General features: G+C 67.9%; 14 protein-coding genes. 12 read left to right on the top strand and 2 right to left on the bottom strand.

What is annotated here, in order from left to right; genetic code table 11:
• The first annotated feature begins 3 nt into the window (after positions 1-3).
• The 11 genes from K329_RS0100495 to K329_RS0100445 all read left to right on the top strand — a co-directional run bounded on the left by K329_RS0100495 (position 4) and on the right by K329_RS0100445 (position 19,400).
• A complete protein-coding gene (locus K329_RS0100495) occupies positions 4-2,583 on the top strand; it encodes a DUF8175 domain-containg protein (RefSeq protein ID WP_028471529.1) in 2,580 nt (859 codons plus the stop codon).
• Positions 2,580-4,103, top strand: coding sequence for an SCO6880 family protein (locus K329_RS23595; RefSeq protein WP_043641730.1), 1,524 nt, complete (start codon positions 2,580-2,582; stop codon positions 4,101-4,103). The genes K329_RS0100495 and K329_RS23595 overlap by 4 nt, the downstream gene beginning before the upstream one ends.
• A 413-nt stretch (positions 4,104-4,516) precedes the next feature.
• On the top strand, positions 4,517-5,902 hold the full coding sequence (locus tag K329_RS23590) for a hypothetical protein (protein WP_052336199.1): 1,386 nt from the start codon (positions 4,517-4,519) through the stop codon (positions 5,900-5,902).
• Positions 5,899-6,489 (top strand): hypothetical protein, encoded by a 591-nt coding sequence (locus K329_RS0100480; RefSeq protein WP_028471528.1) that lies wholly within the window; start codon positions 5,899-5,901, stop codon positions 6,487-6,489. The genes K329_RS23590 and K329_RS0100480 overlap by 4 nt, the downstream gene beginning before the upstream one ends.
• A gap of 4 nt (positions 6,490-6,493) precedes the next feature.
• A complete protein-coding gene (locus tag K329_RS0100475; protein WP_028471527.1) occupies positions 6,494-7,579 on the top strand; it encodes a M23 family metallopeptidase in 1,086 nt (361 codons plus the stop codon).
• 44 nt (positions 7,580-7,623) lie between these two features.
• On the top strand, positions 7,624-9,501 hold the full coding sequence (locus tag K329_RS0100470; RefSeq protein WP_028471526.1) for a type IV secretory system conjugative DNA transfer family protein: 1,878 nt from the start codon (positions 7,624-7,626) through the stop codon (positions 9,499-9,501).
• A complete protein-coding gene (locus tag K329_RS23585) occupies positions 9,498-10,013 on the top strand; it encodes a DUF4913 domain-containing protein (protein ID WP_245596392.1) in 516 nt (171 codons plus the stop codon). Before K329_RS0100470 ends, K329_RS23585 begins: the two co-directional genes overlap by 4 nt.
• 177 nt (positions 10,014-10,190) lie before the next feature.
• A complete protein-coding gene (locus K329_RS0100460) occupies positions 10,191-10,577 on the top strand; it encodes a hypothetical protein (protein ID WP_157571502.1) in 387 nt (128 codons plus the stop codon).
• 194 nt (positions 10,578-10,771) lie between these two features.
• Positions 10,772-17,947, top strand: a complete 7,176-nt coding sequence (locus K329_RS0100455) for a DNRLRE domain-containing protein (RefSeq protein ID WP_245596393.1) — start codon at positions 10,772-10,774, stop codon at positions 17,945-17,947.
• A gap of 4 nt (positions 17,948-17,951) precedes the next feature.
• Entirely contained in the window at positions 17,952-18,410 is a 459-nt protein-coding gene (locus K329_RS23580; RefSeq protein ID WP_043641727.1) for a DUF2283 domain-containing protein, read from the top strand.
• 294 nt (positions 18,411-18,704) lie between these two features.
• A complete protein-coding gene (locus K329_RS0100445) occupies positions 18,705-19,400 on the top strand; it encodes a DUF3800 domain-containing protein (protein ID WP_028471523.1) in 696 nt (231 codons plus the stop codon).
• A 362-nt stretch (positions 19,401-19,762) separates the two neighbouring features.
• On the opposite strand, the gene K329_RS0100440 is transcribed toward K329_RS0100445, so the two are convergent.
• Positions 19,763-20,362 (bottom strand): RES domain-containing protein, encoded by a 600-nt coding sequence (locus K329_RS0100440; protein WP_084540882.1) that lies wholly within the window; start codon positions 20,360-20,362, stop codon positions 19,763-19,765.
• Between the two features lies 1 nt (position 20,363).
• On the bottom strand, positions 20,364-20,735 hold the full coding sequence (locus K329_RS29165) for an antitoxin Xre/MbcA/ParS toxin-binding domain-containing protein (RefSeq protein WP_052336198.1): 372 nt from the start codon (positions 20,733-20,735) through the stop codon (positions 20,364-20,366).
• Between the two features lie 166 nt (positions 20,736-20,901).
• On the opposite strand from K329_RS29165, the gene K329_RS29160 reads away from it, so the two are divergent.
• A complete protein-coding gene (locus K329_RS29160) occupies positions 20,902-22,125 on the top strand; it encodes a hypothetical protein (protein ID WP_052336197.1) in 1,224 nt (407 codons plus the stop codon).
• The last annotated feature ends 50 nt before the right edge of the window (positions 22,126-22,175 follow it).

Below are 22,175 nucleotides of genomic sequence, written 5' to 3'. Positions count from 1 at the left end.
GCCATGTTCAGGCGAGACGAGTACGACGAGCCCCGCCGGGGCTGGGTGAAGATCGCCGTTGCGGTCGTGATCGGCGTTCTGCTCGCCGGCGTCGCGATCGCCGGGTGGACAGTCGGGCGCGACAACGGAAACGCCAGCAACACCACCGCGTCAGGTGGGTCGCAGAGCACCGACGACGCACGCGAGCCGTCGTCGTCGATCTGCGACCTCCCCGACGGCGACCAGACGGTCCCCGAGGTGCCCTTCGAGGTCGAATCCTGGAACACCGACTGGTCCCTACCGTTCCCCGAGGACTCCGAACTCGGGCCCTGCGAAGAGAGCTCAACCGGGGTCCGGTCCGGCTACGCACGGAACCCGCAGGGCGCAGTCTCGGCGGCCGCCGCCGGCGTCGCGGCGATGAACACACGTGCCGTGATGCTCGAGTACGTCGAGACCCGCGCGACCCGGGCCGGCGAGTACCTGGGCGCCGTGCGAGAAGCCCGAGCTGGCAGCGGTCAGCTGGCGGGCGAAGGCGACCTGGAGGCCGATCTGATCGGTGCACGTCTACTTCGGTACGACTCTGACCGGGCCGTCGCGAGCCTGCTGTATGAAACGCCTGACGGTGCTCTCGTCGTGTTCTCTGTGGACCTGCGCTGGCAGGACGGTGATTGGTACCAGCAGTTCACGTACTTCGACGATGACGAGGTGCCGACCGGGCAGGTCCCGACGACAGAGGGCTTCTTCGCATGGGGCCCGAGCTTTGCTGATGAGCCGGACACCGAAGGTTCCAGCAGCAGCGACCAGGGCGCCGGGGAAGTCGTGGGAGCGACCTCAGCGGCGTTCGGGCCGGGTGCGGGTGCGGCGCCAGTTGTGCGGACGGGCGCGGCGATCACCGTCGAGTCGTCCGCGCTGGCTGCCCCTGCGGTCGCGACTAACCCGGCTGCCCTGCAGGCGGAGGGCGACAACTGCGGAGGGCTGATTGCCGGTTTCAACTGTGGCCTCGGTTCGGTTGCCGGGGACCTGATCGGTGCTGGAGGTGACGCGGTCGAACTCGGTGAGGACGTCGTCGACGTCGTGAGGGACCCGGGGGGCGCGGTCGCTGATGCTGGCAACGCGCTACTGGGTGGTGCGTTCGGTCAGCTGGCGCAGGCGGCCGCGGACGGTGCTGAGTGGGCGTTCACGACGTTGATGACGGCGTGGATGCAGTACCCCGACCCGAGCTTCGGCTCTGGTGGGGTGGTGGCGTGGGCGAACGCTCACCTGGCCCCGATCGTGGCGCTCGTTCTGATCGGGGCGACGTTCGTGACCGCGTACCGGCTGGCGGTCACGCAGCGGTGGGAGCACGGACGGGAGTACGCCTACGCCGTGGTGCGCGTCGTGCTGATCACCGGCGGGCTGGGGTTCGTGCTGACCGTGGCGCTCGAGGCGGGTGACGAGTTCACGAACTGGATCATGTCTGAGGCGCGGGTCGAGATGGACCTGATGCAATTCGAGAACGTGTTGATCGTCTTCATGCTTGGGCTGCTGGTGATCATCATTCAGCTGGCCCAGCTCGCGATCATGATCGCCCGCTCAGCGGTGGTGCCGCTGCTCGCGGCTGCGTTGCCGATCGCCGCGGCGGCGTCGGTGGGCAGTACCGGACAGCAGGCCTACTACCGGATCATCAGCTGGTTGCTGGCGTTCGTGCTGATCAAGCCGGTGACGGCGCTGATCTACGCGATCGCGATCGTGGGCACCTCGAGCGACGACCCGATCGAGAAGATCGGCGGGATCATGCTGATGCTCTTCTCGCTGATCGCCCTGCCCGGGCTGCTGCGCCTGGTGGCGCCGGTCTCGGCATCGATGGGCGGCGCCAACGCCGGCGCGATGGCCGGTGCTGTGGTCGGCGGCGCTCTTGCGACGGGCGCGGTCCTGGCAACCGGTGGTGCGGCCGCGGGCGGCCTCGCGGCTGCGGGCTCTGGTGCCGGGGGCGCCGGGGCGATGGGGTCGGTGGGCCGCCTCGCCGGCGGCAGTGCCGCGTCGAGGGCCGGGGGTTCTCTCGGGGGGTTCGGCAGCGGTTCCGGTGGCGGTTCTGGTGCTGGTGGGGGCTCGGGTCCGTCGGGGTCGGGCGGCCCTGCGGGCGGCCCGGGTTCTTCTGCCGGATCGGGCGGGTCGGGTGGCGCTGACAAGGCGCTGGAGACCCCTGGCGGTGGCGATGCCCCGACGGGCGGCGCGTCGGGCGCCCAGGGCGGCCAGGGCGGCTCGGAGAGCGGCGGTGGGGCCGCTGGCGGAGCTCCTGGTGGACCCGCGACGGGCGCCGGTGCGGCCGGGACGACTACTGGCGGTTCGGGGCCAGCGGGCGCGAGTCCGACGTCGACCTCGACGGCTGGCACTGCACCTGGTGCCCGGCCTCAGGCGCGCCCCGGCTCCGCGGGCAGCGGATCGGGCAGTTCCAGCGCTGGGAGTTCCGGCCCTGGCGGCGTCTCGAGTGGCGGTGGGGGCCAGGCGTTGCCGGGGACGGCTTCTGGGAGTCGGCCGGCCTGGCAGGCCGGGAGTGCGGGCGCATCGGGCGGGCGCCGTGCTGCCGATGGAGCGGGATCGATGATCGAGGGGGATGAGTCATGAGCACCAACGACGCCGCTACGGCGGCGCGCCCGACCTACGGGAACTGGGCGCAGCAGAAGTCTCCGGGCGTGATGGGCGCGGGCTTCGTGGCGACGGTGGTGCTCCTCGGCGGCCTCGTCTTCTCGATGGGCGTCTTCATCTTCCTCCAGTCGTTCCCGACCATGCTGGTCATGCTCGCGGTGACCGGCGTGGCGTTCGGTCTCCTCGGGACCCCTGCTGGGCCGTGGCTGGTCCGGCGAATCGGGTTCGCGCAGGTGCGCAACCGGGGTGAGCACCAGTGGCGCAGCGGGGTCTTCTCCCGTAACGCCCCGGTCGCCGAGGCGGCCGCGGGCACCACTGGCGTGATGCGGCTGCCGGGCACGCTGGGCCGCACGAACCTGCTGGAGAAGACCGACCCGTTCGGGTCGAGCTTCGCGGTGATCAAGAACCCGCTCGCGCGGGGGCTCTACACGATCGTGGCCAGGTGCGTCGCGGACGGACCCGGCCTCCAGGACCAGGAGCGCATCGACGGCTGGGTCGCGGGCTGGTCGCAGGTGCTAAGCCACCTGGGCCAGGACCCGGGCCTAGTGGGCGTCAAGGCCATCTGCGACACCGCGCCCGACCCGGGCGGACGGCTCTCGACGATGGTCGGTTCGATGATGGACCCCGGCGCGCCCCAGCTGGCGCGCGACGTGATGGACGCCTGCGTGGCCGGCTACCCGTCGGCCTCGAGCGAGAACGTCACCTACATCGAGCTCACCTACCGGGGCCGGCTGCTGAACCGCCGCAACGACGAGACCGCGATCCTCTCCGAGCTCGCGCGCCGCGTGCCGCAGCTGGTCTCTCGTCTGGGTGCCGCTGGCGGCGGCGCGGTGTCGATGGTGACCGCGGCCGCGCTGCCGCAGATCGTTTACACCGCCTACGACCCGGCCGCGCAGCCGTGGATCGAGCAGGCCGAAGCCGCCGGCCACCCCCAGGTCCTCGAATGGGGCGAGGCGGGCCCGGTGGCCTACCAGGAGACGTGGGACCGGCTCACCCACGACTCGGGGATCTCGGTGACGTGGGAGCTGTCGCAGGCTCCCCGGTCGGTGATCACCGAAATGGGGTTGAGCCACCTGATCGCGCCGCACCGTGACTTCACCCGCAAGCGGGTCGCGCTGCTGTACCGGCCGATGACGCCCGACCGTGCGGTGACCTCGAGCGAGCGGGACGCGAACGCGGCGATCTTCCTTTCGAGCCAGTCGAAGAAGCGCACCACCGCTCAGGCCAAGCTCCGGATGCAGGCCACCGACCGGTCCCGGCTCGAGGTGGCCACGGGCGCCACGCTGACGCCGTTCTCGATCCTCATCACCGGCACCGTCACCGACGTCGAGGACCTCGACCAGGCGGTGGCCACGATGGAGTCGAACGCGGGTGCGGCGTCCATGCGTATCCGCCGCGCCTGGGGCAGCCAGGCCGCGGCGTTCGCCACCACGCTGCCGGCCGGCGTGGTGCCGTGGGAGCACACCGTGATCCCCACCCGTATCCGGGAGTACTTGTGAGCGCCCGGCGTACCCACGCCGGCGGCCCCGGCCGTCCGACGGGTGGGGGCCTGTGGGCGCGTCTGCGCCGCACTCAGACCGGTCACCGGGCCGGCCAGCAGTCCGGTCGGCAGGCCGGGGCTGTCGCGCGGCCCGGGCGGCGCCCGGGCGTCGCTGCGCCCGGCGCCGGTGGGCGTCACGCCCACCAGGCCCCCGCCCCCCTGTCCGGTGCCGGGGCAGGTGCCGGGCCGGGTGTCGGGGACGAGACGGGCCCTGAGCCGTTGGAGTGGCGGACCAACCCGCGCACGGCCCGGGGGTTCAAGGGCCGTGGCGGGGGCCGGTGGGGAGTCATGCCGACGCCGCCGTGGTGGCGCGGCACGAGCGTGCAGGTGTGCGGTCTATGGCCGTTCGCGGGGGGTTCGTCGCGACCGGCGATGGGTGTCCCGGTCGGCCAGGACATCATCACCGGCACGACCGTGTGCTGCGACGGGATCACGTGGTTTCGCCACGGCCTGATCTCGACGCCGTCGATCTTCGTGTTCGGGCTGCCGGGGTTCGGCAAGTCCACGTTCGTGGTGCGCCAGATCGTCGGCGCCGCCGCCATGGGCACCGTGCCCGTGGTGTGCGGCGACCTGAAGCCGGACTACTCGGCCGTCATCGAGGCCCTGGGCGGCACGGTCGTGCGCGCCGGCGGGCCCGATGACCGGATGAACCCCCTGGACCTGGGCGCCCTGGCCGAGGCCGCGGACCGGCTGCAGGGGCGAGCTCGCGAGGACCTGCGGACCGTCGCGGTCGACCGCTGCACCCAGACCACCGCGGCACTGCTCAGCATCGCCCGCGGTTCCACGCTCCTCGAGGCCGAGGAGATCACGCTGCGCACCGCGATCCGGCTGCTCCATGACACCCGCCCCAGCCCAGGCAGAGATGCGGATGGGGAGGCCCCGACGCTGGCGGACCTCCTGGCGCTGCTGGAGAACCCGCGCCCCGAGCTCGTGCACGCTCTGCGGGCCGAGGACGTCGCGGCGTTCAAGCGCGAGACCCGCCACCTGACGCTGTCGGTGGCCTCCGTCATCGACGGGCGTCTGGGGCCGACGTTCAACGGGCAGACCACGCAGCGTCTGCGGCTCGACGCACCGGCGCTGTCGATCGACATCTCCGCGGTGCGCGACCGGCCCAACGCGATCCTGTCGGCCGTCATGCTCACCGCCTGGTCGGAGGCGTTCGCCGCGATCGAGGCAGCGAACGCACTGGCGGACGCCGGCGTCGCACCGCAGCGGTCGTTCCTGACGGTGATGGACGAGATGTGGCGCCCGATGGGGCTGCCCGGCGTCGGCCTGGTCGACCGGATGAACTCGCTGACCCGGCTCAACCGCGAGGACGGAGTCTCCTACATCTTCATCTCCCACTCGATGAAGGACCTGGAGTCGATGGAGTCGGCCGCGGACGTGCAGAAGGCCCGCGGGTTCGTCGAGCGGGCCCAGATCGTGGCCACGTTCGCGCTCGGGGCCGACGACCTGGAGGCGCTCTCGCGGGTCAAGAAGCTCTCCGCGGCCGAGATCGCCACGGTCGCCGGCTGGTCGACCCCGCCCGGGTGGGAGCCGCAGATGATCAAGAACCCCCACACGGGCGAGGAGAAGCCCGCCCCGCCGCCGGACGCCGGGAAGGTGCTGATCAAGGTCGCGGGCCGTGCCGGCGTCGCGACCCAGGTCGCGATGAGCGCAGCCGAGCTGTCGTTACACGACACCAACCACCGCTGGAACCGCGGTGGGACCACCATCGTGGCCCTGCCAGACGCCGGTGTCGCAGAGGGCGTCGCATGACCGCCCGGCGGTTGCGGCGGGCGGCCCTCAAGACCGCGCTGAGGACCGGCCTGGCCGCCGCGGTGAGCGCGTCGGTCGTGCTCGGCGTCGCCGGGTGCGGCGTCGAGGCCCCGGATCTCGACCGCGCCGCGGACGAGCAGACCACCGGCCCCAGCGCTCCGGGCGAGACCGACGACCCCCACCAGGAGGGCGGGGAACACCTCCACGAGGAGGAGACCGCGCCCCCGCAGGCCCAGGACGCGGTCACGGTCGCTGGCCAGTGGTTGGAGCTGTGGGCGCGACCGCAGGTCGGCTACGCCCAGTGGTGGGCCGACCTGGAGCCGCTGATGACGCCGGCAGGCCAGCAGGCCTACGTGGCCACCGACCCGACGCTGGTCCCGGCCCTGGAGATCCTCGACGCCGGCACGCTGGACCCCCAGACGGTCGACACCTCCGCGGTGGTGCGGTTCACCACCGGCCAGGGCGTGTTCAAGGTGCGGCTGAGCCGCACCGGCTCCCAGGCGGGCTGGAAGGTCGGACGGGTCTACTTCCCCGACCAGGAACCCGACCTCCCCGCCCCCAGCCAGCTACCGGGCCAGACGGGCTGAGCTGATGGACCTCCAGCGCAGTTCCGCGATCCTGCTCGCGCCCGTGGTGCTGGTGGCCGGGCTGGTGTTCGGTTTCGCGCTGCTCGCCACCGCCGGCGGCGCAGACGCCGACGCCAGCTGCCGACCCGGCGGACTGGGCCCCGGCATCGACGTCGACGCCGACGCTGCACTGCCCCCGGTCGTCGGGCAGTGGGACGCCGAGCAGGTCGGCAACGCCGTCGCCATCATCCGCACCGGCGCAGCGCTCGAGCTGTCGTTGCGCGCTCAGACCATCGCCGTGATGACCGCGATGGGCGAATCGAGCTTGCGGGTCATCGACTACGGCGACACCGCAGGCCCCGACAGCCGCGGCCTGTTCCAGCAGCGCGCGAACGGCGCCTGGGGGTCCTATGAGGACCGGATGGACCCGGTCAGGAGCTCGGTGAACTTCTACCGAGCACTCGTGCGCGTCGAGGGCTGGGAGGCGATGGAGCCGACCATGGCGGCCCACAAGACCCAGCGCAACGCCGACCCGTTCCACTACGAGCGGTGGTGGCCAGAGGCCGTCACGATGGTCCAGACCGTCGCCGGCACCGTGAACGGGGTGCCTCTGAGTCCGGAGGCGATCGCGGGCGCGCTCACCGCGTCGTCGGAGTGCTCGACGGACGCGGGCACGGCCCCGATCGCCGTGGGCGACGTGACCTGGCCGGTGCCGGCGCACCTGGCCGACGCGGACCGGGGCAATTGGGGCAACGACGGTGGCAACTGGGCGCGTGGTCACACCGGCACCGACTTCTCGGTGTTGTGCGGCACCCCGGTCCTGGCCGCGCATGCCGGCGTCGTCGAGATCGACACCGGCCAGTCCTGGGCGGGCCCGTGGCTGGTGAAGGTCGTCACCGGTCCGGACACCACGGCGAGCTGGTACGCCCATATGCAGGCGGTCAACGTCACCGCGGGCCAGCAGGTGACGCCCGGTCAGCAGCTCGGCGAGGTCGGCAGCGAGGGCAATTCCACCGGTTGCCATTTGCATTTCGAAATACACAGCAATAACGGCTCGATCTACGAAGACAACGTGAATCCGAGCACCTGGTTGCGCGACCGCATTCAGTAATTCTATGGGTAACTGCACGACTATTCGAGCGGAGATGAGCCGTCATGAGCGGACGTAGCACCGGCCGGAACGACCGGCGACGTGAGCCCGGCGCCAGCTCGGGCGCCGAGGTCATCGCCATGGCCCTGTTTGTGGCGGCGGTCGTGCTCGCCGTGGGCGGCGTCAACGTCGGCATCCGCGTCGGCTACGCGCTCGAGGGCACCGCGACACGGGTGCCGGCGAACCCGTTCGAGGTGGTGTTCGCCGTCGTCGCCGGCGACCTGGCCTGGCCGACCGCCGGCACCTGGGTGCTGGGCGGCCTGCTCGCCCTGGGGCTCGCCATCGTCATGGCGCTCGTGGTGTCGAGTCGTCGTCGACGACGTCGACGCTCACGTGTCGACGCCGCCAGCACCTACATGGGCCGCGGCCGCGACATCGAGAGCCTGACCCGCAAGAGCGCCGCCGCGAGCGCCGCACGGCTGAACGTCACCACCCATGCACCTGGCGCCCCTGGTGGCGCCCCGTCGCCGGGGGTGCCGATCGGGACGGCCATCGCCGGTGGGCAAGAGCTGTTCGGGTCGTATGAGGACCAGCACCTCGACGTCGCGGGGCCTCGCACCGGCAAGACCAGCTCGCGTGCGATCCCGCCGATCCTCGCCGCCCCCGGCGCGGTGCTGGCTACCTCGAACAAGCGTGACCTGGTCGACGCCACCCGCGACGTGCGCTCTGCGGCCGGGCCGGTGTGGGTCTTCGATCCCCAAGGCGTCGCGCTCGAGGAGCCGACCTGGTGGTGGAACCCGCTGTCCTACGTCACCGACGAGGTCCGGGCCGAGAAGCTCGCGGAGCACTTCGCGGCCGCGAGCACTGGTGAGCGCAGTGACGGCCACTTCGAGACCCAGGGCGAGTCGCTGCTCTCGTGCTGCCTGCTGGCCGCGGCCCTCGACGAGCGGCCCATCACGCAGGTCTACACGTGGCTGACCCGGCCCGGGAACGAGGAGCCGGCCGAGATCCTGCGTGCTCACGACTTCGCGCTGTCCGCGGATCAGATGGCCGGCATCGCCACCACCGCCGACAAGGAACGCGCCGGCATCTACTCCACCGCCCGACGGATGGCGGCGTGCCTGACGTACCGGCACATCGCCAGCTGGGTCACCAACACCAACACCGGCACCGACACCGGTGCTGCCGCTGGTGCCGGGGCGGGCGGGTCTGGTCGGTCGCATTTCGACCCCGCCGAGTTCGTGGCCGGCGGCGGCACCTTGTATTCGCTGTCGAAGGAGGGCAAGGGCTCCGCGGGGCCGCTGGTGATGGCGTTGACCGCGGCCGTCGTCGAGGCCGCCGAAGACCTGGCCACCCGATCGGCGGGCGGGCGCCTAGCGGTGCCGATGGTCGGGGTCCTCGACGAGGCCGCGAACGTGTGCCGCTGGCGCCAGCTGCCCGACCTCTACTCCCACTACGGCTCACGCGGGATCGTGCTCATGACGTTCCTGCAGTCCTGGTCCCAAGGCGTCGAGGTCTGGGGCAGAGACGGGATGACCAAGCTGTGGTCGGCCGCCAACGTCAAGGTCTACGGCGGCGGTGTCGCCGAGACCGAGTTCCTCGAGAACCTCTCACGCCTCATCGGCGACTACGACCGCGTCACCTCATCGACGTCGCGCGGCAAGGGCACCCGCAGCGTCTCGCGACAGCTGCAGCGCGAACGGATCATGGACGTGGCCGACCTCGCGGCCCTGCCGCGCGGTCGCGCCGTCGTGCTGGCGTCCGGCAACCGGCCCACCCTGATACGACTCAACCCGTGGATGGCCGGCCCGCACGCGGCCGCCGTACGCGCCTCGATCGCCGCCCACGACCCTCAGGCCGCGGTGACGCTGCACAAGGTCGACACCGGCGTCGACGAGCTAGTCGCCGGCGACACCGTGTCGACCGAGAAGGCGCCCACATGAGCGAGCGGGCCGACACCGAGACCAACACCCCGGCCCATGACTGGGCCGATGACTGGGCCGACGCAGACCTCGACGTCGACCGAGCCGGCGACGTCGACCCCGAGCTCGCAGACATGGTCGGCGAACCAGATCAGTCAGACCCCCCGGACGGGGCAGCTGCTGCCGGGGGCGACGAGCTGTACTACGGCTCGGTCGACGAGTTCGTGCGCGAGTACCTCATCGGCACCTACCGGCGCTCCATCAACGGCCGCAGCCGCGTCTGGGCGGCCCGCTGGTGGGAGTTCCCCGAGGCCATCATCCGTCTCGAGGCGCTCTGGCGGGCCTGGGAACACCTCCGCCTCGATCCCACGACCGGGATGAGCGTGTGGTGGCGCGACCACGCCGACCACCATATGGCCATCCTGATGGACCCCGACGGCCCCTTTGCAGCAGCCAACCCCGACGACACCGCCAACCACGCCGCCAAGGGCAAACCACTGCCGTACGAGCCACCACCCGAGGGGCTGTTCTAGACCGCAACTCGAAGTCTGCACAACGTCGTCGCCGGGTCGCTAACCTGCCGCTTCACTGCCCGACGACCGCGCGATCCGACGCGCTGTCCATCGGTGCATTCACCACGGAGACCTGGGGAGCAAGAAGTGCTGGCTGTTGTGAGCGCTGTCGCCGCCTGCACGGGTGTTCTCCTCAGCATGTTCGCCCTCGCCCTGGACTACCGGCGCCGTCTGCGATCAGCCATCCGTGAGGACCTCGAGCTCGCCGAGAGCTTTAAGGCGATGGATGCTCAGATTGCTCGCCGTCTGCGAGACCGGGCGACCGTCAACGTCACCGACTACCTGAACGTCCGCCCCGACCCCGACCCCAAGGCCGTCCGTCTCGGCTTCGTCGCCGCAGCCTTGACGGCCGGCGGTGTCGTCGTCGTCATCTGGCTCAGCCCGACCTGGGAGCTTCCCCTGACCTTCGGTGCGTCGCTGGCCTTCGGCGCAGCGCTCGCCATCCCTATTTCCATCGTCCAGCACATGGTTCAGGGGTGGCACGACCGGCGACTGCACCGACCGACTTCGGCGACTCCGGCATGACTTCGGCAGCGAAGGGAGTGATGGGGACTATATGCGCCGCATGGGGATCTCTCCCCACGGGAGCACTTCGCGGGTAGTCCGATCGGGTCATTTCTTAACTGTTCCTGAGAATCGCGCCCTCGTTACCGAGGGGTAGGCCGTCTACTTCCGATGCTTGCCTGGGGAGGGTCCGGGCCGATCTTGGGGGAGTGGCCATGTGGCTGCCTGTTACTACTCGCGGCGTCGAGATTCCACGCTGGTTGGCGACCGGTGTCGCCTCGACCGCGTTGCTCGCGATGGTCTTCACGACGAACGAGCTGATCCTGGACCCGCCTGCGGCTGCCGCGGTTGAGGAGCCAGATCCGGCAACTCTGTACGACTCCAACGGCGACGGCATCCCGGACCGCCCCGACCGGGTGTCGGCCGCGCTGCTCGCCCGCCAGATCGATCTCCCGGTGGAGGACATGTCGGCTCGGACCGAGTCGGCGACCACTGTGGTCGAGCCCGACGGCGCCCTGACGCTGGAGGACTTCGGTGGCCCCGTCCGTATTCAGCGCGACGCTATGAATCCTGAGACCGGCGAGGCCGAGCCGTCGTGGGTCGACGTGGACTACACGCTCACCGAGATCGACGGCGGCCGCTACGCCCCCGCCGCGTCGCCGGCCACGGTGATCGTGGGCGGCGCCTGGAACGGGCAGCCTGAAGCTGCCCGGGTCGAGTTCGACGACGGCGCCGCGCTCGCGATCACGTGGCCCGGCGGCGATCTGGGCGAGCCGAGCGTCGAGGGTGGTGTCGCGACCTACGAGATCTCTGAGTCCATGGACCTGGTCGTCGCGATGACCACCGCCGGCGCCTCGGCGTGGGTGCGGATAAACGATGAGCTCACGCCCGCTGAGACCACTGCCATCGAGACCGGGGGAGTGACCTTCGGTCTCCGGACCACCGGTGGCGCCAACCTCATCACCACCGAGGACGCCCTCGCCGCCGACCCCACCCTCGCCCCCGACGTGCACACCGACGGCCTGGTCCTCACCGACCCTTCTGGTGAGGCGGTCGGCGCGACCTCCGAGCTCGTCGCGTGGGACGACTCCACCACCGACGCCACCGGCATGCCCGACGAGACCGTCCCCCTCGAGGTCCAGCTCGAGGCCACCGGCACCAGCGGCACCGGCGCCGAAAAGGTCACCGCCCACGAGCTCACCGTCACCCCGCCCGAGGGCTTCCTCACCGGCGACGACATCGAGTACCCCGTCGTCATCGACCCCCAGGTCGACCGCCTCACCCAGGTCCAGGACACCTGGGTCCGCCCCGACATCAACGGCGGCAACGGCTCCGACATGAAGCTCCTCGTGGGCCCCACCACCGCAGGCGGCAACGCCAACAAGGCGCAGTCTTACCTGCACTTCAACACCGCGCCGCTGGTCGGCAAGGACATCGCCCGCGCCCACCTCGGCCTCTACCAGTACTACGCCGGCTCGTGCGCGGCGAAGACCATGAACGTCCACGGCGTCAACGGCACCTGGACCGAAGGCAACATGGCCTGGAACACCCAGCCCGCCGTGCACTCCACCCAGTTCACCGCCCACTCCGCCAACCGCGGCGGCACCAACTGCACCGGCACCAACGCCGGCCCCGGCTACACCGAGGTCAACGTCACCCCCATCGCCCAGAACTGGGCCGACGGCTACTGGACCAACCGCGGCGTCCGCCTCGCCACCCCCGCCAACGCCGACGCCACCTTCGAGCGCCGCTTCTGCTCGATGAACACCTCCACCGCGTTCAACGTCTGCAACACCGCCGCCTACAAGCCCTACCTGCGCGTCACCTACAACGCCGCCCCCTCCTACACCTCGATCCCCAAGCTCGCGCTCGGCGTCGGGATGACCTGGAACAACGTCCTCAACGTCTCCACCGGCCGCCCCACCTTCGTCAGCGCCTCCGTCGACGAGGACGGCACCTGGATCCAGAACCGCTACGAGGTCCGCCTCAACAACGCCGCCGGCAACGTCGTCTCGACCTGCCTCACCGACTGGATCAGCTCCGGCCAGGCAGAGTCCTGCCAGATCGGCGCCGCACTCACCAACGGCCAGATCTACGTCATCCGCGCCCGCGGCGAGGACGAGAACGGCGGCATCGGCCCCTGGTCCGGATGGCGCACCTTCCGCGTCAACAACGTCGCCCCGGTCATGAACACCAACCACAACTGCGGGCCTTACGCCAACGGCACCTGGTACGAGACCCTCCCCAACACGAGCGGCTCCACGACCTGCGCCGTCAACACCACCGGCGCAGTCGAGGTCCGCTGGGAGGTCAACGGCGAATCTGCCGGCTCCACCCGGCCCACCGCAGGCGGGACCTCCAGCATCAACGTGCCCGTTCCCGCCACTGGCTGGACCAACGTCGTCGCCCAGGGCTTCTCCTCCGCCGGCGTCCCCACCAGCCGCGTCACCTACGGCTTCGGCACCGGCGCCGCCGGCCTCAACGAACCCGTCGCCGACACCACCTCCTCGACTACCTTCCCCGTCCAGGCATCCGCCCCCCAAGGCGCCACCTCCGCCGCCGTCCAGTGGCGCGTCGCGCCCACCACCGAAGGCGACACGACGACCGGCTGGACCAACGCCACCAAGGTGGACGTCGCCGAGACCGGATCGCCCTGGACTGGAACTGTTACCGCTCCAAGTGGCACGTCCATCTCGCAAACTCCTCGCGTTCTGTGGGATGCACGGGGTGAAGATGACATCGACCTGGGCGCACTCGTGCAGGTTCGAGTTCGCTTCACCTACCCGGGCGGTGGCACGAAGGACTCGCCTTTCGAGCGGGTGAACGTGATCAAATCCGCGTTCGGGGAGAACTTTCCTACCCAGGCCGTTGGGCCGGCAGCAGTTGCGCTCGCAACCGGCGAGATGAGTGTCGGCGGGGCCGACATCGAGGTTCCCGGCTATGGCGAGCCAATCAGTATCGGGCGCAAGCATCTAACACTTGCGGGCGAGACCACCGGCCCGCAGTCCGTGTTCGGACCCGGGTGGATCGGAGACTTCAGCGGCCCCTCATATGGCGCTGCGGGCTTCACCCTCGTCGACCGCACCAACCTCGACGGCACCCTGCAGCTCAACGACAACTCCGGCAGCACATACGTTTACGCACACGAATCCGGGACTCGAGCTGCGCAACAGACGGGCCTCTACCTTGGCGTTGGCGAGACCGCCTTCGTTGGCGACAGAGTGAGACTGGATCCCGTCACAGGTGAGCCCGGTGTCTCCCACCGCCTCGTCATCGTCGACACCGAGAACACCACGTCGACGTTCAAGAGGATCTCGACGGGCGCCACCGGCTACACCTGGGTTACCGAGTCGGTGAGGGGCCCTGAGAGCAACTCCACCACCACTTACGCCTACAACGCCGATGGCACTACGGCCTGGATCATTGCGCCCGCACCCAGCGGCGTCAGCTGCAGCCCTACGAGCCTTGTGCGTGGTTGCAGGGCTCTTGAAATGATCTACACCGGCAACGGGACCGGCGCTACCGGGACGAAGCGGCTCACCGAGGTCCGGCTGCGCATCTGGGACCCCAAGCCAGGCACCGACGGGCGACCCAACCCGGTTACCGCAGAAATGGTGTCCGTTCCGGTCGCGAAGTACGCCTACAACAACGACAACATCTTGACTGCAGCGTGGGACCCCCGCCTCGGAGACGGCACCTCGGCGCGAAAGGTGGAGTTCACCTACACCGACATCACAGTCGGCTCGTCACCGAAGAAGATGGTCGCCACCATCAACGAGCCCGGCGTGGTCCCGTGGGAGTTCTCCTACGACACCCAGGGTCGTCTGACCACAGTCGAACGCGCACACGATCCCCTCGTCAGCACGTCCTCCAAAGCAACCTGGCGGGTCAAGTACAACGTTCCCCTGTCAGGTGACGGCCTCCCGGATCTCACATCGACCGCGACCCCCGCCTGGGGCCAGCCTGCGGACGCCGCGCCCATCTATGCGACAGCCGTGTTTGAGCCCGACTACACCGGCAACGCTTCTCCTGCTGCAGGCGACTGGTCGTACGCGACCATCTCCTACTTCGACAAGAAGGGCCGTACCACGAACGAGGCGGTCTACGGGGCGGGGCAGTGGCTGATCGAGTCCCAGCGCTATGACGCCAAGAGCAACATCGTCTGGGATCTGGACGCTGAAGGTCGCGACCGCGCCCTCGAGGACGGAGGTGCAAACGCCGAGCTCTCCGCAACGGCAGCTGACCTCTACGCCTCACACACGGTCTACAACAGTGCAGGCACGCGAGTAGAGGCGACATATTCCCCTAGCCGGGAGGTCGTCCTAGAGGACGGCTCCATCTTCATGGGTCGCACTCTGACTGAGACCGTCTATGACGACGAAGCCCCAGCGTCTTTGATGCCTGGGCGGCCCACCACCGGTATCCCCGAAGGGGATTACGACCTCGAGATCGAACAGACAAGTGCTGTCGTTGGGTCTTACCCCGCCGATGCATCGACCACTCGGCACGACCTTTCCCGCAGCCGTAATCAGTACCACCCGCTGACCGCAACAGACGGTGATGGTTGGACCTTGAAGGCACCCACCCGGGTGCTCGTCGAGGACCCATCCATCACTACGGGCCCCACGCCGGGCTGGGCTGTCTCGCTGACCCGCTACGACCAGCAGGGCAACATCACGGAATCCCGCACGCCAGCGGTTACCGCGATGGCAAATGGCCTCGCTGCGACGTCGTCCGACCCGCGCACCACTCAGACGATTTACTACACCGCCGGTGCCAGCTCCATCACCGCATGCGGTGACAAGCCCGAGTGGGCAGGGCTCGTGTGCGTCGTCCGGCCGGCTGGCACACCCGCCGTGGGCGCCCCCGTTCCGACCGACAGCACCACCGGCTACTCGATGCTCACCGTTCCCGTCCGCGAGGAAGAGTCGTCTGGATCCGCGACCCGGGTCGTAGTGACGCAGCTCGATGCTCAGTCTCGACCCACGGTGGAGACGACCACCGTCGGAACAGAGAACCTCACGACGGCCACCAGCTATCACGAGCTCACGGGTGCGGTCACTTCAGTCAGCAACGGCACCAGCACACAAACCACGACCTACGACTCTTGGGGTCGAGTGGTCACCCAAACTGACGGCGTAGGCAACACGGCCACGAGCAGTTACGGCACTGACGGTCGACTCGCGTCGCTCAGCGACGGTAAGGGCACCTACAGCTACACCTACGACGGCACGGACGCCTTGGGTAAGACCGAACGCCGTGGATTGGTGACGAGCCTCGACACTGGATTCACCTCAGGAGATGGTGACACCATCACCGCTGCGTACAACCACGACGGCAAACTGCTGGTCGAAAACTATCCCGGCGGATACACCGCCACGACCAGCTACGACATGGACGGCAACGCAACCGACCTCTCCTATACGCGCACAACAAGTGGCGGCACCAGCCCCGTCATTGCCTACACCCAGACCTACGACGCCGACGGCCGCGTGCGTTCCGGCACGAGCCCCACCGGCACGGTGAACTACACCTACGACAGCCGAGATCGCCTCGCGCATGTCCGTGACACAGATGCCGCGGGACAGTGCACTAGCCGCACCTACACGTTCACGCCTGACTCGAACCGATCAACCCTGAACTCGTACGGCCCGGGCAATGCAGGCGCATGTCAGACCGACCTCAACCCGGCAACGACCGCCTACACATACGACGCCGCTGACCGCCTCACGGGCGGCAGCATCACCGGGTACGTCTACGACAATCTGGGCCGCACCACCACGGTTCCGAAGGGCCACACCGACCGCTCGACATCTGCGACCGCAGGCGATCTCACGCTCGCGTACCACCCCGACGACATGGTGAAGACCCTTAGTCAGACGGTTCCTGATCCCGCGGGCGGTGCCGGCACCATCACCCGCGCGCAGACCTTTACCCTCGACGCCTCCGGGCGTGTGTCAACAACCTCCACGAGTAGCAACGCCACGACCCTGCAAGAGACGACCCACCACTATTCGGACACTGAGGACTCTCCCGCCTGGACGCACACCCGTCAGCGACCCAACGGCGCGGCCCCTTGGACCGACTCCTGGGAGCGCTTCATCGCAGCCGCTTCCGGCTCGTTCTCGATGACGCAGGACCAGGCCGGGGAGATCAGCCTCAACATCGTCAATTTGCACGACGACATCACCGCGACGATTGACCTCGGGACCAACGCTACGGGACCAGGAATCCTCGAGAGCTACACCGAATACACCGAGTACGGCGCTGCTAAGAACTCTCCCGGAGTGGAGGGTCGCTACGGCTGGCTCGGGCAGAACCAGCGCGAGAATCAGGGCATCACTGGCGGACTGACAACAATGGGCGCGCGCCTCTACAACCCAGCCACGGGGCGTTTCCTCTCCATGGACCCCGTTCGCGGCGGAAACGACAATACGTACGTCTACCCCACGGACCCCGTCAACATGACTGACCTTGACGGCGAATGGGGGGTTCCGAAGTTCGTCAAGAAGGCCGCCAAGAAGGCAAAGAGGCGACTGAAGAAGGCGGCCAAGTTCGTCAAGAAGCACCGGGTCGACATTGCTCTCACGGCGGCTGGTTTCGTCCCCGGAATTGGACAAGCTGCTTGGGCCGTGCGCGGGTATCGCGCGTACAAGGGATACAAGGCCGCCAGAAGCGCGCGCTCCGCAGGTCGCGCGGCCTCTCGCGCAGCCCGCCGGGCGCGATCAGGCAGGCGTTGTCGCAACAGTTTCGTCCCAGGGACGCTAGTGCTGCTCGCTGATGGGTCGACCAAGCCGATCGAGGACGTTGACGTAGGCGATCTGGTGTTGGCGACCGACCCCGCGACGGGTGAGACCGCCGCAGAGGAGGTCACCGACCTGATCCTGGGTGAGGGTCTCAAGGCTCTCGTACGGCTCGGGACCGACGCCGACGCCGACGGCGAAACTGAGTGGGTCACCGCGACCAGCAACCACCCCTTCTGGGTCAAGGCGAGGGGCTGGACGAACGCCGGCGACCTCGAGGTCGGCGATCTGCTGATCAGCGATGACGGCCAGCTCATCGAGGTCACCAGGCTCTCCGAAACCGTACGCATGGCGGCGGTCCACAACCTCACTGTCGACCGTATCCACACGTACTACGTTGTCCCATCTTCACCGGACGGCACCGCGAGTGACCACCCAGTTCTGGTGCACAATTGCTTCTCAGACCATGCGCGGGAGCGGATGGAGGAGAGAGGAATCTCCGAGGATATGGTCTACCAGGCAATAAGGACCGGCAGGAAATCGCGGGGCAATAAGCCGAACACGTGGCATTACAGGGGCAGGAGGGTCTGGGCAGTGACAGACCAAAGGGGCTGCGTTATATCGTGCGGTTGGAACGGAAAGAGGTAAAGACGTGCTGATTAAATTCGATACCGAGGCGGATTGCGCGTATATGTACCTGAAGGAGCAGATTGAAAACGGGGAGGCGCGCCGGAACCTTGACGACTTGGTCAGTCCGACTGACCTAGCGGCCGACATCGTTGTCGATCTTGATGAGGACGGGCATCTCTTGGGGTTAGAAATTATCGGAGCCTCGAACATAATGAGCGCCCTAGCCGTGGATGCCGGCGGCCGCACTGAACGACGGCAGTATCCCGTCCACCTTGACGCGACCAAAGATCTGCTACGCGCCCCGCTTACTTCGAACGAGCGGACGGACGTAACACGCGTGCTGCGATTAAATCTGCCAACAGATGTGGCGGGGCAGATTGATCTGCACATCAACAACAAGGGGCAACTTCTCGGCCTCGAGGTCGACCGCGCCAGCGAATTCGTTCATGCCGATACCCTCGCGGCTGCGACCCGGGTGTGAGTAATCGGACAAAAATTGATACCCGTGGCCTACCGTACCTGGCGGGAAACGGCGCTGAGGCGTTTAGGTAACCGGCGGGCGCGCCGCTTGGCTGGGGCGAGACTCCTCCGATAGTGGATCCCGGCAGGCGTGCGAGCTGGCGACGTTGGAACGGTCTTCGCATCGCACCCGCGCTGCCAAAGTGGCACCACCGGAACCGAAAGGCGCCTTTCGTGGCCCGGGTGCGGCTAACCTACGAGACTCCAGCCCCGAACCGTTCGCGGGCACGAACGGTGACCTGGTGGTGCTGACGCTATGGGTGAGATGACCCGGATGATCTACGTCGATGACTCCGGTGTGGAGGACCGCGGCTGGATCGTCTATGGCTGGGTAGAGGTGAGTCCGGAGGGTTGGCGCCGTGGCCTTCGAGCATGGCTCGATCTGCGCAAGCGACTCTTTACCGACTACGTGATTCACGTGTCCACCGAGCTGCACGCCACGAAGTTCCTTCAGGGTCGCGGCGAGATCACTGCAGCGCCGCCAGTGCGGTTCGCGAATCCTGATGGCACGATCCGATGGAAGGATCTCGGCCGCGAGGTCGGTGAACTGTGCTTGGAGGTCATCCGAGACTGTCCTGAGATCCGCGTCGGAGCAGTGCATCGCCATACCGCCGCCCGGGGGACGGCCTACAACGACGAGAAGCATGACGTGTATGCAGCGCTGGTCAGCCGATTCGACCATGAACTTCGCGCGTCCGACGCGTACGGCTTCATCACGATGGACGGCCAGGACCTGCGCTACCGAGACGCCCACCGGTCTCTAAAGTTGGATGATCGTCACGTGATCGAGGACCCGGCCTATCACGACAGCAGGATGTCCCAATGGACTCAGATGGCTGACCTAGTCGCCTATGTCGCCTACATGAATCTGAACCAGCACGCGGGAAATCAGTTCGCGTGGAATTGGTTCAACCATTACCTTGGGATTTCTGGCACCCTCGACCAGATCTAAGGCCAGCTTGCGCGGGAGGCTCTACCCGTGAACTAGGTCAAGACGCAGCAAGACCCGCCTTGCCACGAGTAGTGGGGCGGGTCCGCTCCAAAAAGGTAGCATCAGTCCTGTCTAGTCGCAAGGGCTTCGAGCTGGCACGAATCGCCGCGTGTCCCGTGGCACAGAGGGATGCGATCGAAGCAGCACCACCCTTGTGCCCTCAAGCCTCCAAGCAGCGGGATCCTCGACGTCACTACCGTGGCCGAGACGAGTCTGGCCCGGCGTCTGACCTGCGCAAACGGCACCGCCGATAATTTATATTATGTCGACCTGACAAGAATTAGCGTGCTCATCGCGCCCGAGCACCTCAGGCCTACGAGAGGTCAGGCCTCGCCGCCAATGATGCGCAGCCGGCGGGGATCGGCGGGGAGGCCCTCCCATTCAGAAACACCACCCACGCGCGAGGGCTTCTCCTCATCGGGAAGTTGGTCGGTGAACAGCGCCAAGGTGTTCCCCCGTCCGGTCGACGAGGGCACCAGGATCCCGCGTCGACCAAGCTGGTGAGCCGCTGCTGCGATGCGCGCGCACGCCTGATAGGCCACGCCATCGTGGCCCTGCGGCTCACACATCAAGATCGCCGCCTCCAGACCGAGATCGAAGCGAGCCGTCGCCCCCCGAAGGTCGACGATGTTCGAGACGTTGACTTCGCACGAGATCAGGGCCAACCGGGCGGCCGGGGCCGTCGGATCGGCGCTTTGATCGCTGGTGTGGCGGTACGCCTCGATCACACACCCGTCGTGATCATCGTTCAAGTACAAGACCCTGAAAGACTTCGGCGGCCCCCAACGCCCTCCAGCGTCACTTCCCGCTAGCGCCGATCCGGTACGGGCACGACGGCTACTGGTGAACCGGTAGTAGTTGCCTTCGATCGAAACGACAGGCACGGCGTCGACGAGGCGGACGAGCTGGCGGTCGTTGGACATGTCAATGGTTTCCGTCCGCGATTCGGTCGAGGAGATTGATGACTTCGTCAGTCCGCCCCTCTGCCAGCAGATCTAGCGGACGCCCCCCGCCGAGCATTCGGTTGCGGGCATGTAGCCACATCACCGCACCGTCGTCCTCGTAGATCTCCCTCACCAGATCCAGGACGTACTGCAGGTCGAGTAGCTGACGCAGCTTCTCTTTGCTACCCGGTCCAGACCTTCCCGCGGCCCAGTTCTGGATCTGGCGCTCCCCCACCCCCACGATGCGCGCCAAGTCCGCAGACGAGAGGTCCGCTTGTTCTCGCGCCCGCGCAATGACACGAGCAACACCTTGGTTGCTGGCACTTTCCTGCGATGCCTGCGCAAAGGTCATATCTCTGCATCTCCTTCTCCCGGTATCAGGGCGCTAGGACAGCAGCCTAGGTCAACCACGCCAGAAGTGCATACCGAAGTGCGGTACGAAATTCGCCGCGAACACCATCAAGAGTTCGTGCTAGAGTTCGTGCCCGGCGACGAGCTCAGGACTCAAGGAGGGCCCGATGAGCGAACTTGTACTGCGGGGGCGTCACAACGATCACCGTGTCATCGAGGAGCTGCTGACGGCTCCCAGTGCTCTCGGGCCACGCCGCGCGAGGTACATCAGACGTGTCGTGGTGGACGCCACAGCTGTCGTGCGCACGACAGCGTTCGCCGAGGCAACGACGGCCGCGGCCGTGCAGATGCTTGTCGACCCGCAGACCAACCTTCTGTTCTCCACACAGGGCGCGGACGACTCGTGGGCCAAGTTGCCGTTCGCGCACTCCCGCGCGGTCACCCTGGACGAGCTCCGGAGTTCAACTGGGCGACGCGCTCTCATCGAGAACATCGTGGAGTTCGAGCTGGACCATGGAGCCACGGCGATCATCCCGCCCTACCTCCACCTGGAGAGGTTCAGCGACCTCGAGATCGAGCTTGCGTGCGCCCTGATGCAAGAGACGCATCACTACGTCCGCGAGGACCTGCGACTCAACTACGACGTGTTTCCCGTCGTCAGCATCGCGCGTCACCGGGCAGGACTCGACGGCGACAAGTGGAGCAACTACTCCGGCCGCGTGATCTCCGGCGCCGCCGCCGTCGCGACTGGACCGTTCGCTCTCGGCCTCTCTGGATCGTCCAAGATCACCGAGGCGTCGCTGCACAAGAACAGTCGGATCTGGCGCCGCGCAGCTCGGGAGGGCAAGTTCATCGCGTGGCACGCGGGGCAGAGTGGCCCGCTCGCGGTTGCCCTCGGTGCCGCCGGGTACGAGGTCGGAATGTGCGCGAGCGAGCGCTACGACGTGACGGGCGAGCGTCGTAACCGCGCGCCCGGGAACGACGGCGACGGCCCTCGGTACACCGGCGCGTACATCGATGTTCTGGGCCGCTCAATCTCGCTCAACGCCGCTCGTGACTTGGGCGCACTCAAGAAGTTGCGAGCCGACCTCGCATGCCTCGATCCGGGTTGCTGCCCACGGGGGGTCGAGAGCAGCTTCGGCGATCGACGCCGTCAGCACGCGGTCCGGAGCCGGATCAACGACCTCGAGGCTCTTGACGGCATCGGCGCCCGCGGATGGAGACTGCACCACCTGGAGCGGCGAGCGAGCGAAGCCGCGGCGGTCGCGCGAACCGTTCGCCTCGCTGCAGACAACCTCGGTCTGCGCGTGGGAGTCGACCCCAGCGAGTACGAGGCCACCAGCCGTGTTATGCTCGGCCTGCTTGAGACCGCTCGCCTCGCGATCGCGTGACCTTGGGACACACACCCGCTCCATGGGCCGAGCTCCGACTTGTTTCTCAC

It is taken from the genome of Nocardioides alkalitolerans DSM 16699, assembly GCF_000426525.1.
GTDB lineage: Bacteria > Actinomycetota > Actinomycetes > Propionibacteriales > Nocardioidaceae > Nocardioides > Nocardioides alkalitolerans.
This window is presented reverse-complemented; position numbering and strand designations above follow the sequence as displayed.